Consider the following 15,806-nt stretch of genomic DNA (forward strand, 5'->3'; position numbering starts at 1 on the left):
AAGGAGAACTACTATGTCTATTCGTGATAAAGTCGTCGTCATCACCGGTGCGTCTTCGGGCATCGGCGCAGCCACGGCCATGATGCTGGCCAAACAAGGGGCCAAGGTCATGCTCGGCGCCCGGCGCACGCAGCGGCTCGAAGCCCTCGTCCGCGATATTGAACACCTGGGCGGGAAAGCCGCGTATTATCAAGTCGATGTGACCCGATTTGACCAGGTCCAAGGTCTGGTACAGGCTGCCATGGATACCTTCGGACGGGTCGATGTCTTATTCAACAATGCCGGCATCATGCCCAATTCGCCCATGAGTGACGTCCGCATCGATGAATGGAATGCCATGATCGACGTCAACCTCAAAGGCGTCCTCCACGGCATTGCCGCCGTACTGCCTGTTTTTAAAGCCCAAAAGGGCGGTCATATTATTACTACGTCTTCTGTGGCCGGCCTTAAAAACTACGTCGGTTCCGGCGTCTACGGGGCCACAAAATTTGCTGTCCGCAATGCCATGGAAGTCGTCCGCATGGAGTCGGCCCAGGAGGGGACCCGTATTCGCACGACGACCCTGTTTCCTGCGGCCATCGATACGGAACTCGTGCATCATATCGGTGATGAGGCTACGGCAGAGCGGATGAAAAATTTCTATCAAGTCCACAGCATTTCTCCCGATGCCGTCGCTTCCTGCGTCCGCTTTGCTATCGAACAGCCGGAAGACGTCGACATCAGTGAAATGACCATCTATCCGACGAGTCAGGCTTGACGAGTACGCTTGCTGAGATTTTTTATAATCGTAAGGCAGGAGAAAGAGTGCTGATCCTTCTTTTTAGGAGGGCGGCGCTCTTTTTTTAGCATTCAAAAAATGGCCCCAACCATGGTATACTAAAGAACATAAAGATATGAGCTGCGGCCTGTGATAAGGGGCGGCAAGGAGGAATCCATCATGGGAAAAGAAGAGATATACGCTTATTTGAAGGCCAAGGGAATTTCCTATGAGGTGACGGATCACGAGGCCGTTTTCAATATGGAAGAAATACGGGCCGTGGCCCTGCCCTATCCGCAGTGGGATGCCAAGAACCTCTTTGTCCGCGACGATAAAAAGCAGCACTACTATTTGATTTCCGTCAAGGGCGATAAGCGGGTCGATTTGAAGGCCTTTCGCAAAGCCCAGGGCCTGAGGGCCCTTTCTTTTGCCTCGCCGGACGATTTGATGGCCATCTTGCATCTGACTCCCGGCGCCGTGACGCCCCTGGGTCTCCTCAACGATGGGGAAAGACGGGTTCATCTCTATGTCGATGCCGACTTTAAGGATAACCTCATAGGCGTTCATCCCAATGACAATACGGCGACGGTATGGCTTTCGGCTGACGACTTGCTGTCTCTCATTCAAGAACACGGGAATGAGGCGGAGTTTGTCGACGTTTGATCGATAAGAATCTCTAGACACAATCGAAAAAATGACCTCTTTACCTGAAAGCAGAAAAAAGGTATTATGGACGTGAAACAATACTTTTTGTGTAATTAACTTGTCTGTCTCTTATGATGCCTTGGTGCGGCCTTGGCCGAATTGATGGCAAAGGACCGCCTTTGGGGCAGATGTCTGTGTTATCACCGATTGGTGAAATCATGTGTAGAAGTGGAGGGAAATATGGAACGGATAATTGTAAAGCGCGTGAAGGGCTCTAAAGCCATTGATGGGGCAGGGGTCCACCTGACCCGCGTCTTGGGAAACGCTACGGTAGAAGCTTTTGACCCGATCCTCATGCTCGATTCTTTTGACAGTACGAATCCCGATGACTATACGGCGGGATTTCCCATGCATCCTCATCGGGGGATTGAAACGGTGACCTACCTCTATAAAGGGAAGATGGTCCACAAGGATACCCTTGGCAATGAAGACAGTATTTCCGACGGCGAAGTCCAGTGGATGAACTCGGGATCAGGGATTCTCCATGAAGAACAGGTTCCGGCGTCACCGCGGATTTTAGGCGTCCAGCTGTGGCTGAACCTGCCGCAGAAAGAAAAGATGAGCCGGCCGACGTACCGCCATATCGGCAACGATGAAATCGAAGAAATCAGCATCGAAGGCGGATTTATCCGTCTGCTGGCCGGAGAATACAAGGGCCGCAAGGCCCATCAGGGCGACCATCTGCCTCTCAATTACTACGATATTCATTTGGAAGCCGGTGCTGAATTCGTCCTCGAAACGAAGGCCGACGATTCGGTCATGGCCTTTACCCTCTTAGGCGATGCCGTCATCGCCGGCGAACCGGTGGAAGTAAAGACGGCGGTTAAACTTTCAGACGGCGAAAGCCTGACCCTCCAGGGGGCTGAAGGGGGCTCGCAGATACTGGTCATGCAGTCCCGGGCTCTTCATGAACCCGTCGTTTGGGGCGGCCCTATCGTCATGAATACTAAACAGGAGCTGCAGCAGGCCTTTGAAGAATTGCAAAATAATACCTTTATAAAAGATCGGCTCGACTTTGACCCTCATAAGGGCTGAGCCTTACAAAAAAGATGTGTTTTTGTCCCTTCCGGCGGCGAATATCCCCACCGGAGGGGCTTTTTTTGCCCTTTTTCGAGGAGAAATAACCGTGGATTTGGTATTTAACTGAATCTTTGAAGGATTTTTTAGAAAAATGTCGAAATATATACAATAGCATTCATTTAACCACCAATAAGGGGGTCCTGATTATGAAAGGATTGAAACGATGTGTGTTGGCCGGGATGGCGTCTTGTTTGCTCATGATACCGGCTTTTTCCATGGCAGATGACGATGCCGGCCGCGATGTGACGACAAAAGCTGCTGCGGCGGCAGCGGAAGTGACGCCGTCCCTGCCGGAAGACAATCAAGACAGCAGCCTTTCTCAAGCCGTTCGGAGTAATAACTATGACGAAGCCCTGCAGATCATGAATCGACAAATTGAGTCAGACTCGGACAACGCCGATCTGTATGCTCGGCGCGGCCTTATTTACTTGATGATGGGCAACTCGGACGAAGCCCTGGCTGATAGTGACAAGGCTGTTTCCTTGGCACCGGACAAGACCTATTTGTATCTTAACCGGGGTTCGGTCTACGAACAGCGCCAGGATTATAAATTGGCTGTCAAGGATTATACTCAGGCGTTGACCTTGTCGAAACCGGGCGAACCTTATCAGGTACTGGCCTATTTTAACCGGGCTCGGGCCTATACCAAGACCGACTCTTATGATCAGGCTTTGGCCGATCTCCGCCAAGGGGAAAAACTGCTGCCGTCTTTCTCAAAGAATTATTTCCTCGAAAGTTTGATTTACCAAAAACAAGGAAGAAAGCAGCTGGCAAAACGCCGTATGAATATCGGCACCATGTATGAACTCATGCATCAGGGCCATTATTTCTTAGCCGGCTTTATGGCTGAACAGAACGACCTGAATGAACTGGCCTTGAACTTGTTGAATAAAGCGGTTGAACAAGAGCCGGAAAATAGGGATGTCTACTCCCAGCGAGGTTTGGTCTATGCCAAATTATCGCAGCCGGAAAAAGGGATTGCCGATTTAACCAAGGCTTTGTCCATAAAGGAAACGGCCATGGATTACAACAACCGCGGTGAATGTTACCGCTATCTCAAACAGTACAATAAGGCTCGGAAAGACTATGCCAGTGCCCTGCGCTTGGCCGTAACCAATTCCGATTACCATGCCGTATACGACAGTATGGGCCAGTTGGCTTTTGATCAGGGCGATTACAAGCGGGCTGTTGAATATTTGACCAAAGCCCTTTCTATCGCGCCTTATGCAGATGGCTATAAAACGCGCAGCCAGGCCTTCCAGAAACTGGGAGACAGTCAGAAAGCCGACCAGGATGAAGCCTCGGTTCAGGAAATGACTCAGCGCGAATTGCTGTCCGAATAATTTACTTTTCAAATTCCCGCAAGATGTGGTATAATTGTAGGCGTTATTCTTGAGTGAAACTGCCTATAATATATACATCATCGTATTGAAGGGGGAATTTGATGAAGAAGGCTGTTATGGCGGCCTTGTCTATATGCTGCCTTATGGGTGCTGTTACGGTATCGGCAGCAGACGTACAGGTCAGAACGGAGAAAACAGTATCTGCCGCAGTAGGTGCGGCAGAAGAGGCTCAGCACGAAGGGCCGGCTCAGAAAAAATATGTGCCGACGAAGACTGCGGAACACCACGAAGGTTCGCTGAAAGATCGGGTTCACGCTATTTTGAATAACCAGGAAAGCGTTCCTGCCGCATCCACGACAGGCGAAGAAAAATACCATTATGCTGAATCGACTCATGAAGCAACGGTCGTTACGCCTTGGAATCGCCAGAAGTATGAAGATCAGTATGAGTATCAGTATCAGCACGATTCTTACGATGCGGCCATTGCCAATGCCTATGCCTATCGCCGTGATTTTGGCAAGAGCAACCTTCGCAAATGGAGCAGCACTGAAGGGATGGATACGCCCTGGGACAGCAATCACACGACGGATACGGTTCATTTCCAGAGTTCGACCATCGCCTTTTTGGACCGCTTGAATGCGGAAGCTCGTCAGGCCGGTATTTCCTTTATCATTACCGGCGGCGCTGAAGGCGGCTACCACGCCAGCGGCCTTTACTCCCATGAAAACGGTTATAAAGTCGATATTTCTGATGACGGCATCTATCAGGGCAGCAAGGCCTATGAAGTACTCCTCAATGCCTTAGCACCGTACAAACATCAGATTACGCATGAATGGGATAAAAATCATTTCGATATAACTATTTATCCGGAAAATTACCGCGGATAAGGGTTCCTTTTCAGAGGGGAAAAGGGCTCTTTTCGAGGCCGGAGGGAAGACTGTCTGCAAGGGCAGTCTTTTTTTGATGAATCGATGCCTTTATGAGGCTTTTTATTAGGAGACGGCACATGATGATACCAGATTGGGACAATTATTTTTCATCTCTCATCGGCGATGGGGCCTTTCAAGTTCCGGCCTTGGCCCTCGTCGTTTATCATGAAGGGCAGGAAGTGTACCGCTTTGCCGGCGGTATCCGACGATTCCGGCCGGACCCCTTGCCGATGACGGCTGACAGCCGCTTTCGCATCGCTTCCGTGTCGAAGATGTTCACTGTTTTTACCCTCCTGCAGTTCGTCGAAGAGGGCGTGTTGTCTCTTGATGACGACGTCAGCTCTTATCTTGGCTTTCGCCTGCGCCATCCGGCCTATGACGATATCCCGCTGACGCTGCGCATGCTGGCTTCGCATACGTCGGGACTGCGCGATGGTAAGGTCTACAGCATACCGCCGTCTGTCGGCGTCGAATCCTTTTTCAAGGCCGGCAGTCCTTACTGGGAAGAGGGGCGGCACTTTGCTCCCACGGGAGAAATGCCGGGACAGTATTTTACCTACTGCAACCTCAATTACGGCCTCTTGGGAACGGTCATTGAAGCCGTGACCGGTCAGCGCTTTGACCATTATCAAAAGGAGCACATCCTAAAGGACCTTGACTGCTGGGGCGACTATGTGCCGGGCAATCTGACGGAAGCTGAATTTGAAAAGCTGGGTACGATTTACCGTAAGAATGGTGAAGGCGGCAGCTGGCAGGGGAGCATCGACGATTTTGAAGGCCGGCAGCCGGAAAAAGAGACGGTTGCCCTTCAAAACCCTTATGCAGAAATGGTCTGTCAGACCTATAAGCTCGATGGATACCGACCGGGGACCAATGGCACTTTTTTTTCGCCTCAAGGCGGGCTGCGATTGTCCCTTGCTGAAATGGGGCAGACCCTCGAGATGATCCTCCATGACGGGGCGTATCGAGGGCGGCAAATTCTTAAGCCTTCGTCCTTACGGGAGATGTTCCAGCCTCAGTGGCAGTATGACGGCCATAACGGCAATACCTGCGGTCAGACGATTTTTTCCTATGGCTTAGGAGCATTCTTGGTGGACGGCAGCGGTCCTGCCCGGCCGTGCCGCGAAAAAGAAATTTCTCTTTGGGGGCACACGGGGCAGGCCTTTGGTCTCCTGTCGGGTCTCTTTGTCATACCGGGGACGAAGAGCGGTTTTGCCTACGTCATGAACGGCGAGGGAATCTCTGAAGAAGATCCGCGCAGCCTGGGCTCTTTCAGCACCAATTATATCTGGGAAGAGAAGGTCTTAGACGGCCTGTGCCGTTTTATTGACGGTCTCTAGGCCCTGTGCTATGATGATACCAATACAATTGGAAAGTTCCATAGGGGAAGGCGATATACAATGAATGCTTATGAAAGTACGATGAATTTTACCCGGCGGGCTGTCTGGGCTCAAATTGATCTCGATGCAGCGGCCCATAATATGCGTCAGATTCGCAAACACGTCGGACCGGACGTCAAAATCGCGGCCGTCGTCAAGGCCAATGCCTATGGACACGGAAGTGTCGAACTGGCCCGTACCTTTGCGGAAAACGGGGCCGACTGCTTTGCCGTCTCCAGTTTGGACGAAGCCGTTGAACTGCGGCGCTATGCTCACCTCGATAAGGAAATCTTCATCCTCGGCCACACCGATGCCAGGCGAACAGAAGAACTCCTCACTTACGATATCGAGCCGGCGGTCTTCAACTTGAAGAATGCCCGATTCTTTTCAGAGGAAGCTCAGCGTCTGGGCAAGATTCTGCGCGTCCATATCGCCATCGATACGGGCATGAGCCGCGTCGGTTTTCCCGTCAATGAAGCCAGTGTCTCCGATATCAAGACTTTGGCGGCCCTGCCGAACATCGAGGTCCGCGGTATTTTTACTCACTTTGCCGTATCGGACTGTAAGGATAAAACCTTTACGAACGAACAGTACGGTCATTTCCGCTGGATGTGCAAGCGCATGGAAGAAGAAGGCATCGACATTGCCCTTCGCCACTGCTGCAACAGTGCGGCTGTCCTGGAACTTCCCGAATATTACTGCGACATGGTGCGGCCGGGCATCATCATGTACGGCTGTGAGCCGTCGTCGGACATCGACATCACGCCCTATGACCTGCGGCCAGTCATGTCCCTGCGTTGCTGTATCGCTCACGTCAAGCTCATCGATGCCGGGGCCACGGTCAGCTACGGCCGTCACTACAAGGCTCCCGAACGCCGCAAAATCGCCACCCTTCCCGTAGGCTATGCCGACGGCTATTCCCGTATTTTATCGGGCAAGGTCGACGTCCTCTACCACGGCCACCGCGTGCCTCAGGTCGGGACGATCTGCATGGACCAGTGCATGATCGACGTCAGCGGCGAAGCCAACGTTCATGCCGGCGACGAAGTCGTCCTCTTCGGTCAACAGGGCGACAGCTTCATTTCCATTGAAGAAATCGCCGATGTCTGCGGCACGATTAATTATGAAATCATGTGCAACCTGTCTCGCCGCGTTCCCCGTGTCTATATGAAAAACGGCAAAGCCGTAGGCCGGGAAGAATATCTTTTTGACAAGCCCATAAGCGAATAGATAAGAAAAATGCTGTCCTCGTGAGAGGAACAGCATTTTTTTTGTTATAAACCTTTTATCATTCTTGCAAAAGTGATATAATATATGTAAAGAAAGCATATTAAAGTGCAAAAATACTCATAGGAAAAGGCGGTGTATTAGTATGAATTGGAACGAAAAAACAGCGGCAAATGTCAGGGCTATCAAGCCATCGGGGATTCGCAAATTCTTCGATATTGCAGCTCAGGTTGAAGGCGTCCTGTCCCTCAGTATCGGCGAACCGGATTTTGCGGCCCCCGATAAAGTTATCGACGCTATGAAGGCCAGCCTCGATGCGAAAGAAACGAGCTATACCGGTAACTCGGGCATGATGGAACTTCGTGAAACCATCAGCGAAACCTTTGAAAAACGCTATGGCGTCAAGTACGATCCGAAAGATGAAATCCTGGTTACCGTCGGCGTTTCCGAAGGCTTGGCCATGGCTCTGTTGGCTATGACCGAACCGGGCGACGAAGTCCTCATTCCAGACCCTGCATACGTAGCTTATCCGGCAGCTGTTGAACTAGCCGGCGGGAAAGCCGTATTCGTACCGACTTATCCGGAAGATGATTTCAAACTGAGCGTAGCCGCTCTGGAAAAAGTCGTTACGCCGAAGACGAAAGCCTTGGTTATCGGCTATCCGAACAACCCGACCGGTACGGTTATGACGGCAGAAGAATTGATGCCTATCGCTGAATTCGTTAAAAAACACGATCTCATCGTCATGGCAGACGAAATTTACTGCGAACTCATGTACGGCGATGCTAAGTTCACGACCTTCGCCAAATTGCCGGATATGCGCGAACGGACAATCGTATTCAACGGTTTCTCCAAAGCTCATGCCATGACCGGTATGCGTCTCGGCTATATCTGCGCACCTCGCGACGGGTTAGCACCGATTTTGAAACTCCACCAGTATGCCATCATGTGTGCCAATACGACGGCTCAGTTCGGTGGCATTACGGCCCTGAAGGACTGCGATGAAGAAGTAGAAGCTATGCGTCAGGAATACGACCGCCGCCGCCAAGTTATCTATAAAGGCCTGCGCGACATCGGCCTGCCGGTCTTTGAACCGAAGGGCGCCTTCTATATCTTCCCGGATATCCGCTGCACGGGCATGACTTCGGCTGAATTCTGCGAAAAATTGGTTCAGGAAGAAAAAGTTGCCGTCGTTCCGGGTACGGCCTTTGGCGAACAGGGCGAAGGCTTTGTCCGCATCTCCTATGCAACCAGTATGGAAACGATCGAAGAAGCACTGAAGAGAATGGGCCGCTTCGTCGAAAAATACCGCAAATAATCTTACTTCTGTATTGCTTATCAACTGATTTCTCAAATTTTCCATAAAAAAGGAGCTGTCCTGCGGGGCAGCTCCTTTTGTTGTGTCAGATGAAATTAGATGAATCGGCCGATAAAGGGCATTTTGGCAGCATCCTGACGGGTGACGCCGCCGCTTAAGACCATGCCGCCGATGTAGATGACCGAGCCTATGATACAGGATAGGAACAGGGCCAGGAACAGGCCGATATGGTTGAATAGGTAGGGGTACATGAAGTACATGGCAACGCCCATGATCGCCGCCGAGACGACGTTCTTTAAGATGACTTTGAGGTCGATGACGTAGCCGATTTCACGGTAAATGAAGCACATGTTGAGGATGGCGGCGACGGCGATGTCGGCGACAGTCGCATAGGCAGCACCGGTGATGCCGAAGGCCGGGATGGCGACTAAGAACCAGTTGCACATAACTTTGACGACAGCGGCCAGGACCATGTTGATGACCGGAATCTTCGGCTTTTTTAGGCCTTGGAGGATAGCCGTTGAAATCTGGTGCAGTCCCAAAAAGCAGATGGCGATGGCCACGGCCCGCGTGGCGTCGGCAGCGGCCGGCGCGTTGTAGATGAAGGTGACGATTGGTTCAGCCATGACGTAGAGGATGACGCTGAAGGGGATGGTGACCAGGAAGGCGATGCGCATGGACGTCGCCGTCCGTTCGCGGATTTCATCGTATTCTTTCAAGGTGAAGCTGTGGCTGATGGCCGGAACCAGGCTCATGGCCATGGCCGCCGTCAAGATCGTGGCCAAATTGATGAGCGGGACCGACATGCCCGTCAGGTAGCCGAAAAGGGCCGTTGCCTGGTGGGTGGCATAGCCGGCAGCTTCGAGGCGTCGCGGTACGATGAGCAGATCCAAATTGGAGACGACGGGGAGCATGATGCTTGAAAGGGAAATCGGAATGGCCAGGACGATGAGGCGCTTTAAGATGTACTTGATCTTTTCCTTTTCAAAAACCGGTCCGTCGACGGGGAGGGTCCGCTTCAGTTTATAATAGTAATAGACGAGAACCAGCCAGGCGGCAAGACCACCGGCACCGGCACCGAGACTGGCACCGCCGGCAGCATAGTCGAGGCCGTAGGGCAGGAGAAGGGCTGCAAAGCCCAGCATGACGACGACGCGGACCAGCTGTTCGACAATCTGGGACAAGGCCGTCGGCGTCATCTGCTGCCAGCCTTGGAGATAGCCGCGATAGCCGGCGATGATCGTCGTAAAGAAGATTGCCGGTGCCAGGGCAATGAGGGAATAATAAGCCCGGCTTTCTCGAATGATATGTTCATCGATAAGGAAGCTGGAGCCAAAGAACATGAGGACACTCAGGAAGAAGGCCGTCGTACACAGCATCGATAAGGATACGTGAAAGATGCGCTGGGCTCCGAAGTAATCCTGTTTGGCTACTTTTTCAGCCGTAATAATGGAAATTGCAATGGGAAGGCCGGCACTGGAAATATCGAGTGCCAAGAGGTAGATCGGAAAGGCCATCTGATAGATGCCGATGCCTTCACCGCCGAGAATACGGGACAAGATGATCCAGTTGATACTGCCAATAGCTTTGACGACAAAGCCGGACAAGGTCAGGATCAAGGTACCCGAGATAAACTTGTTTGCCATAGTAACCCCTTATCTCTCTAGAAATTTATCACGATAACAACTAATTTTATCACATTTGCCAGGCCTTGTATATAGTCCTAGGCCGGTCGAAAGGCTTGCATCTTGCCGGTCTTTGTGCTAGTGTAAACGTAAAATCCAGATAGAGAAAGTGATGTATTAATGAATATATTAACAGTAGAACAGGTAAAGAAATCCTATGGTCTCCGCGTCCTCTTCGATGACGTATCCTTTGCTATCGACAGCGGCCAGAAGCTGGGCCTCATCGGCCTCAATGGGGCCGGTAAGACGACCCTCCTTAAGATCATTGCCGGCCTTTCCGATATGGACAGCGGTACCCTTTGGTTCAATCCCAAGGCCCGCATCCACTATCTGCCCCAGGAACCGCAGTTTGTGCCGGGCCACTCGGTCCTTGAAAGCGTCCTCGACGGCAATCTGCCCATCATGAAGCTCCTCCGGCAGTATGAAGAAGCCGTTCAAAAGGGTGATGACGAAGCCGTCGTCTCTCTCAGTGCCGAAATGGACCGCCAGCAGGCCTGGGAACTCGAGGCGCAGGCTAAGATCATCCTCGGAAAATTGGGGATTTCCGACTTATCCCAGTCCGTCGATGACCTCTCCGGCGGCCAGCGCAAACGCTTGGGTCTGGCTCGGGCTCTGATCATGCCCTGTGATCTCCTGATCATGGACGAACCGACGAACCACCTCGACGAACAGACCATCCTCTGGCTGGAAGAATACCTCCGGGACAGCAAGTCTGCCATCCTGCTCAGCACTCATGACCGGTATTTCCTCGACACCGTCGTCGATTCGATGATTGAACTCGACCGGGGCCGCGTTTATACCTATGCCGGCAATTACAGCCAGTACTTGGAACTGCGCCAAGAGAGACTCGAACGGGACGAAGCCAGTGAAGCCAAGCGGCGCAACCTCATTCGCCGGGAAAAGGCTTGGATTCAGCGCGGCGCTCAGGCGCGGTCGACGAAACAAAAGGCCCGTAAGGAACGGTATGAACAGCTCTGTGCCATTGAAAACGGCAAGCCCATCGGCGAAGTGGAACTCCTCGATACGTCAGCCCGACTGGGGAAGACCATCCTCGACATCGATGACGTGGCCTTTGGCTACGATCCGGCCAAGCCCTTGTTCCGCCACGTGGACTATCACGTCGTCAAGCACGACCGCATCGGCATCATCGGAGCCAACGGCGTCGGCAAGTCGACCCTCTTGAAGGTCCTTTCCGGCCAACTGGTACCGACAGAAGGATCCCTTACCATCGGCCAGACCGTCCGCTTCGGCTTCTTTACCCAGCAGCTGCCGGATTTTGATGAATCGATGCGGGTCATCGATTACATTCAGGAACGGGGGCACTTTGTGGTCAACCAATTCGGCCAGCGCATTTCGGCCACGCGCCTTCTCGAACAGTTCCTGTTTACGGAAGAGATGCAGCACACGTTTATCGCCAAGTTGAGCGGCGGCGAACGGCGCCGTCTGTACTTGCTGCGCCTCTTGATGGACCAGCCCAACGTCCTCTTATTGGACGAACCGACGAATGATCTCGACATTCCGACCTTGACGGTCCTTGAAAATTATCTCGACACCTTCCAGGGAGTCGTCCTCGTCGTTTCTCACGATCGCTACTTTTTAGATCGGGTGGTTGATAAACTTTTCACATTACACGCGGGGCAGTGGGAACGCTTTTACGGCGATTATAGTGAATACTTGGAAGAAAAATACAGTCATCACCAAGAAAAGAAAAGTGAAAAGCCCAGTCGACCTTCTATTACTAAAACGAATATAAAACCGGTACAGATTAAGGCCGGACTGACGCAGCGCCAAGAGGAAGAACTGAAGAAAATTACGGAAGAACTGCCTCGTTATGAGGCGATGCTCAAGGGAATCAACGCGGCCATCGCGGCAGCCGGCAGTAATTACGAACAAGTCGAGACACTCTTGGCAGATCAAAAGGAAACGCAAGAGAAAGTGGATACTTTGACGGAAAGATGGTGTGAATTAGAAGATTTAAAGGGGGACTGACCGTAATTTTTTAAATATGATAAAAAAGCATAGAAAATATGGCAAAAAAGGCGGTCGAATTCTCTAAAAGCAATGGAAATTTATGCTGGTTTGTATTATCCTATAAGTAACAAAGTTTGTGATAAAATGTTACATAGTTCTTGGCCGCTGCCAACGTCATACCAGCATTTTAAATTTCAGACCGAAAAGGAGTATTTGCTATGCCTGAATTTCATTCCCGCTTTGAAAACATCGACCGCCGCGTCCCCATTGATGAACATAACTGTGCCGTTCAGTTTGACGTCACCAAGTGCAAAAATTGTACCTTATGCCGCCGCGCCTGTGCCGACACGCAGACCGTACTGGATTACTATTCCCTGTCCAGCACCGGCGATCTTCCGATTTGTGTCCATTGCGGCCAGTGTGCGACAGCCTGCCCCTTTGATGCCATCAACGAAGTCGATGACGTCGGCCGGGTCAAGGACGCCTTGAAAGACCCGGATAAAATCGTTATTTTCCAAACGGCTCCGGCCGTCCGCGTCGGCCTCGGTGAATCTTTCGGCATGGAACCGGGCAGCTTCGTCGAAGGCAAGATGGTTGCGGCCCTGCGTGCCCTCGGTGCAGACTACGTCTTCGATACCGATTTCGGTGCTGATATGACCATCATGGAAGAAGCGATGGAGTTGCTCCACCGCCTGCAGTCTGAAGAAATTCCGATTCCTCAGTTCACCAGCTGCTGCCCGGCTTGGGTTGAATTTGCGGAAACCTTCTATCCCGACCTCATTCCTCATCTGTCGTCGACGAAGAGCCCCATCAGTATCTTGAGCCCGGTCATCAAGACTCACTTTGCCCAGCAGAAGAACATCGACCCCAAGAAAATCGTCAACGTCTGCGTCACGCCGTGCACGGCCAAAAAATCGGAAATCCGCCGTCCCCAGCTGAGCGCCGCGGGCCTGTTCTGGGATGAACCGGAAATCCGCGATACGGATATCTGTATCACGACGCGGGAATTGGCTCGGTGGATTCAGGAAGAAGGCATCGACTTTGACAGCCTGGAAAACAGCCAGTTCGATAAGACCTTCGGTTCTTCGTCCGGCGGCGGCCGTATTTTCGGCAACTCCGGCGGCGTTATGGAAGCGGCTATCCGCACGGCATACCATATGTTTACCGGCCGTCCGGCTCCGAAGGACTTCATCCCCTTCGAACCGGTACGAGGCCTGCAGGGCGTCAAAAAAGCGACGGTCATCTTCGGTCACTTCGTCATCCACGTCGCGGCCATCAGCGGTCTCGGCAATGCCCGTGCCTTCATCGACGAACTCATCAAAGAAGACGCCTTTGAAGACTATTCCTTCATCGAAATCATGGCCTGCCCCGGCGGCTGTATCGGTGGGGGCGGCCAGCCGAAAGTCAAGATGCCGCAGATTAAAAAAGTACAGGAAGCTCGGACGGCTTCTCTCTATCAGAGCGATGCCGATACGGACGTCAAAGCCAGCTGGCAGAATCCGGAAATCGCTGAACTCTATGAAGTATTCCTCGACGAACCGTTGTCGGAAATGGCGGAATTTACCTTGCATACCTATTTCTCTGACAAGAGCGATCAGTTGGGCCGCATGAAGAACCTCACGCCCCAGACGAATCCCATGTCGCCGAAATACAAACCGCCTACAGCTGAATAAGGAGAATTATCACAAAGGTCCTGCATCTTTTTGCAGGGCCTTTTTTGTCGGGGATTTTTGCCGATGGCTGTGTGGTGGGTTTTATGACTATTGTGGATGAAAAATATATACAATAAATAAGATATTGACAACCAATATCATGAAAGGCTATAATAAGTATGTACTCATTGTAACAAGCTACGGAATGAGCGGGCAAGTGCAGACATTATCTTTGTTTTAGGCGAGAGGAAACTAGGAACACTCGATTGCAGCGAATAAGGAAGATCTGTTTGCCTGTCTTTTTCTGGCTTGAAAACCAAGAAAGAAGGTATACATAATGAAAAAGAAGATCACTACAACCTTAGCCGTTATGATGGCTGTCGGTGCTGCCAGCGCCTTTGCGGCCAATCCCTTCGTCGATGTACCGTCTGACAGCTGGGCTTACAAATCCGTCGTAGAACTGGCCGATGCCGGCATCATCCAGGGTGTCGACGGCGAACACTTCCAGGGTCAGCGCAACATTACCCGTTATGAAGCTGCCGAAATGGTTGCCAAAGCCATGGCTCACATGGACAAGGCTTCTGTCGAACAGCGGGCACTGATCAACAAATTGGCTGACGAATTTGCCGATGAACTGAACAACCTCGGCGTCCGCGTCAGCGCCCTCGAAAACCGCGTCGGCAACGTCAAATTGACCGGTGACGCTCGTGTTCGCTTCCAGCACCAGAGCCGCGGCACGGCCAATGCTAAAGACGGCGAAGGCTACCGCAACGACTCTTCTTGGGATTACCGCGTTCGTATCCGTGCCAATGCCCAGGTTAACGACCGTACGACCGTAACCTACGGTATCAGCACGAATGACCTCAACTTTGGCGACAACGGCTCGGCCAGCGACAACAACGACATCTTCACGGACAATGCCAAAGTCGACTACAACTTCGGCGGCAATACGTGGAACCTCAGCGTCGGCCGTACCGATACGTACGTCCTCGGCGGTGATCATGCCTACGGCTTCCAGTACGGCGACGTCTTCGACCGGGCTGAATTGTCCTATTCCGGCGACCACTTTGCGTTGACCGGCGGCTATGGTAAATTTAAAGCCGGCGACATTGCAGGTTCCGATGAAGACGGCTTTGACGGCGTCAAGACCGGCTACGGCGTCTTGGAAGGTATCTTCGGCGGCGGCAGCTCGGCAGGCTCTGCTATCGGTGCTTATTACAATGACTTCTCCGTCAGCGGCGGCGCCAACACCGGCGATTACTTCGCAGCGGATGACCTCTGGGGTGCGTATGCCAGCCTCAATTTCGGCAAATGGAACGCCCTCGCTAACTACGAAAAGATCAACAGCAACAGTGCTTATCTCGGCAGCGACGACACCAAGGATCCGGAAGTTTGGATCGGTAAATTGACCTACGGCTCGGCTGACAGCGATACCAAGGGCACGTGGGATGCATGGGTTGAATACATCAACTCCGATAAAGGTGCCCTCCTCGGCGGTGCTACCAACTCCTGGCGCGATGACAGCGTCCTCGACAACGTCAAATCCTGGGGTGTCGGCATTGACTACACCTTAGCGAAAAACGTCGTCCTCACGGCTGCTCAGACCTTCGGCACCAAAGCGAAACACGGCTCGGACGATCCCGATGAATTCACGGATGTAGAAATCAACTTCTTGTTCTAAGAGTCGCTTTCCCCTACATAGCATATAACAAAAGAGGACTGTCAACTTTGGCAGTCCTCTTTTGCATAAGGGAAACCTT

12 protein-coding genes are annotated in these 15,806 nt (G+C 52.0%); 11 read left to right on the plus strand and 1 reads right to left on the minus strand.

Features of this window, described 5'->3' with window-relative positions:
- Positions 1-13: 13 nt before the first annotated feature.
- The 8 genes from QZQ46_RS01515 to QZQ46_RS01550 all read left to right on the plus strand — a co-directional run bounded on the left by QZQ46_RS01515 (position 14) and on the right by QZQ46_RS01550 (position 8,738).
- Complete coding sequence (locus QZQ46_RS01515) at positions 14-757, plus strand: SDR family oxidoreductase (protein WP_296826194.1); 744 nt, start codon at positions 14-16, stop codon at positions 755-757.
- A 180-nt stretch (positions 758-937) separates the two neighbouring features.
- A complete protein-coding gene (locus QZQ46_RS01520) occupies positions 938-1,420 on the plus strand; it encodes a prolyl-tRNA synthetase associated domain-containing protein (protein ID WP_296826195.1) in 483 nt (160 codons plus the stop codon).
- A 222-nt stretch (positions 1,421-1,642) separates the two neighbouring features.
- Entirely contained in the window at positions 1,643-2,497 is an 855-nt protein-coding gene (locus QZQ46_RS01525) for a pirin family protein (protein WP_296826196.1), read from the plus strand.
- 191 nt (positions 2,498-2,688) lie between these two features.
- Positions 2,689-3,885: a tetratricopeptide repeat protein gene (locus tag QZQ46_RS01530; protein WP_296826197.1), complete on the plus strand. Its 1,197-nt coding sequence runs from the start codon at positions 2,689-2,691 to the stop codon at positions 3,883-3,885.
- Positions 3,886-3,986: 101 nt separating this feature from the next.
- The gene (locus QZQ46_RS01535) at positions 3,987-4,772 is read left to right on the plus strand and encodes an alginate biosynthesis protein AlgP (RefSeq protein ID WP_296826198.1); all 786 of its coding nucleotides are present in this window, start codon (positions 3,987-3,989) and stop codon (positions 4,770-4,772) included.
- Positions 4,773-4,891: 119 nt separating this feature from the next.
- Positions 4,892-6,154 carry a serine hydrolase gene (locus QZQ46_RS01540; RefSeq protein ID WP_296826199.1) on the plus strand — a complete coding sequence of 421 codons (1,263 nt, stop codon included), beginning with the start codon at positions 4,892-4,894 and terminating at the stop codon, positions 6,152-6,154.
- Positions 6,155-6,214: 60 nt separating this feature from the next.
- A complete protein-coding gene (alr, locus tag QZQ46_RS01545) occupies positions 6,215-7,423 on the plus strand; it encodes an alanine racemase (RefSeq protein ID WP_296826200.1) in 1,209 nt (402 codons plus the stop codon).
- Positions 7,424-7,565: 142 nt separating this feature from the next.
- On the plus strand, positions 7,566-8,738 hold the full coding sequence (locus QZQ46_RS01550) for a pyridoxal phosphate-dependent aminotransferase (protein WP_296826201.1): 1,173 nt from the start codon (positions 7,566-7,568) through the stop codon (positions 8,736-8,738).
- Positions 8,739-8,833: 95 nt separating this feature from the next.
- On the opposite strand, the gene QZQ46_RS01555 is transcribed toward QZQ46_RS01550, so the two are convergent.
- Complete coding sequence (locus QZQ46_RS01555) at positions 8,834-10,384, minus strand: polysaccharide biosynthesis protein (protein WP_296826202.1); 1,551 nt, start codon at positions 10,382-10,384, stop codon at positions 8,834-8,836.
- Positions 10,385-10,543: 159 nt separating this feature from the next.
- Here QZQ46_RS01555 and QZQ46_RS01560 point away from each other — a divergent pair, with 159 nt between their 5' ends.
- The 3 genes from QZQ46_RS01560 (at position 10,544) to QZQ46_RS01570 (ending at position 15,727) form a co-directional block, all read left to right on the plus strand.
- Positions 10,544-12,412, plus strand: a complete 1,869-nt coding sequence (locus QZQ46_RS01560) for an ABC-F family ATP-binding cassette domain-containing protein (protein WP_296826203.1) — start codon at positions 10,544-10,546, stop codon at positions 12,410-12,412.
- A gap of 200 nt (positions 12,413-12,612) precedes the next feature.
- On the plus strand, positions 12,613-14,067 hold the full coding sequence (locus QZQ46_RS01565; protein WP_296826204.1) for a [FeFe] hydrogenase, group A: 1,455 nt from the start codon (positions 12,613-12,615) through the stop codon (positions 14,065-14,067).
- A 316-nt stretch (positions 14,068-14,383) separates the two neighbouring features.
- On the plus strand, positions 14,384-15,727 hold the full coding sequence (locus tag QZQ46_RS01570) for an S-layer homology domain-containing protein (protein WP_296826205.1): 1,344 nt from the start codon (positions 14,384-14,386) through the stop codon (positions 15,725-15,727).
- The last annotated feature ends 79 nt before the right edge of the window (positions 15,728-15,806 follow it).

The sequence above is a fragment of the uncultured Megasphaera sp. genome (assembly GCF_900539295.1).
In the GTDB taxonomy this organism is placed as follows: domain Bacteria; phylum Bacillota; class Negativicutes; order Veillonellales; family Megasphaeraceae; genus Megasphaera.

Bases quoted from the DNA above. Each gene is read 5' to 3' on its own strand.
- QZQ46_RS01520 (WP_296826195.1), top strand. From the start codon at position 938: ATGGGAAAAGAAGAGATATACGCTTATTTGAAGGCCAAGGGAATTTCC.
- QZQ46_RS01570 (WP_296826205.1), top strand. From the start codon at position 14,384: ATGAAAAAGAAGATCACTACAACCTTAGCCGTTATGATGGCTGTCGGT.
- QZQ46_RS01555 (WP_296826202.1), bottom strand. From the start codon at position 10,384: ATGGCAAACAAGTTTATCTCGGGTACCTTGATCCTGACCTTGTCCGGC.
- alr (WP_296826200.1), top strand. From the start codon at position 6,215: ATGAATGCTTATGAAAGTACGATGAATTTTACCCGGCGGGCTGTCTGG.
- QZQ46_RS01535 (WP_296826198.1), top strand. From the start codon at position 3,987: ATGAAGAAGGCTGTTATGGCGGCCTTGTCTATATGCTGCCTTATGGGT.
- QZQ46_RS01540 (WP_296826199.1), top strand. From the start codon at position 4,892: ATGATGATACCAGATTGGGACAATTATTTTTCATCTCTCATCGGCGAT.
- QZQ46_RS01565 (WP_296826204.1), top strand. From the start codon at position 12,613: ATGCCTGAATTTCATTCCCGCTTTGAAAACATCGACCGCCGCGTCCCC.
- QZQ46_RS01515 (WP_296826194.1), top strand. From the start codon at position 14: ATGTCTATTCGTGATAAAGTCGTCGTCATCACCGGTGCGTCTTCGGGC.
- QZQ46_RS01525 (WP_296826196.1), top strand. From the start codon at position 1,643: ATGGAACGGATAATTGTAAAGCGCGTGAAGGGCTCTAAAGCCATTGAT.
- QZQ46_RS01550 (WP_296826201.1), top strand. From the start codon at position 7,566: ATGAATTGGAACGAAAAAACAGCGGCAAATGTCAGGGCTATCAAGCCA.
- QZQ46_RS01530 (WP_296826197.1), top strand. From the start codon at position 2,689: ATGAAAGGATTGAAACGATGTGTGTTGGCCGGGATGGCGTCTTGTTTG.
- QZQ46_RS01560 (WP_296826203.1), top strand. From the start codon at position 10,544: ATGAATATATTAACAGTAGAACAGGTAAAGAAATCCTATGGTCTCCGC.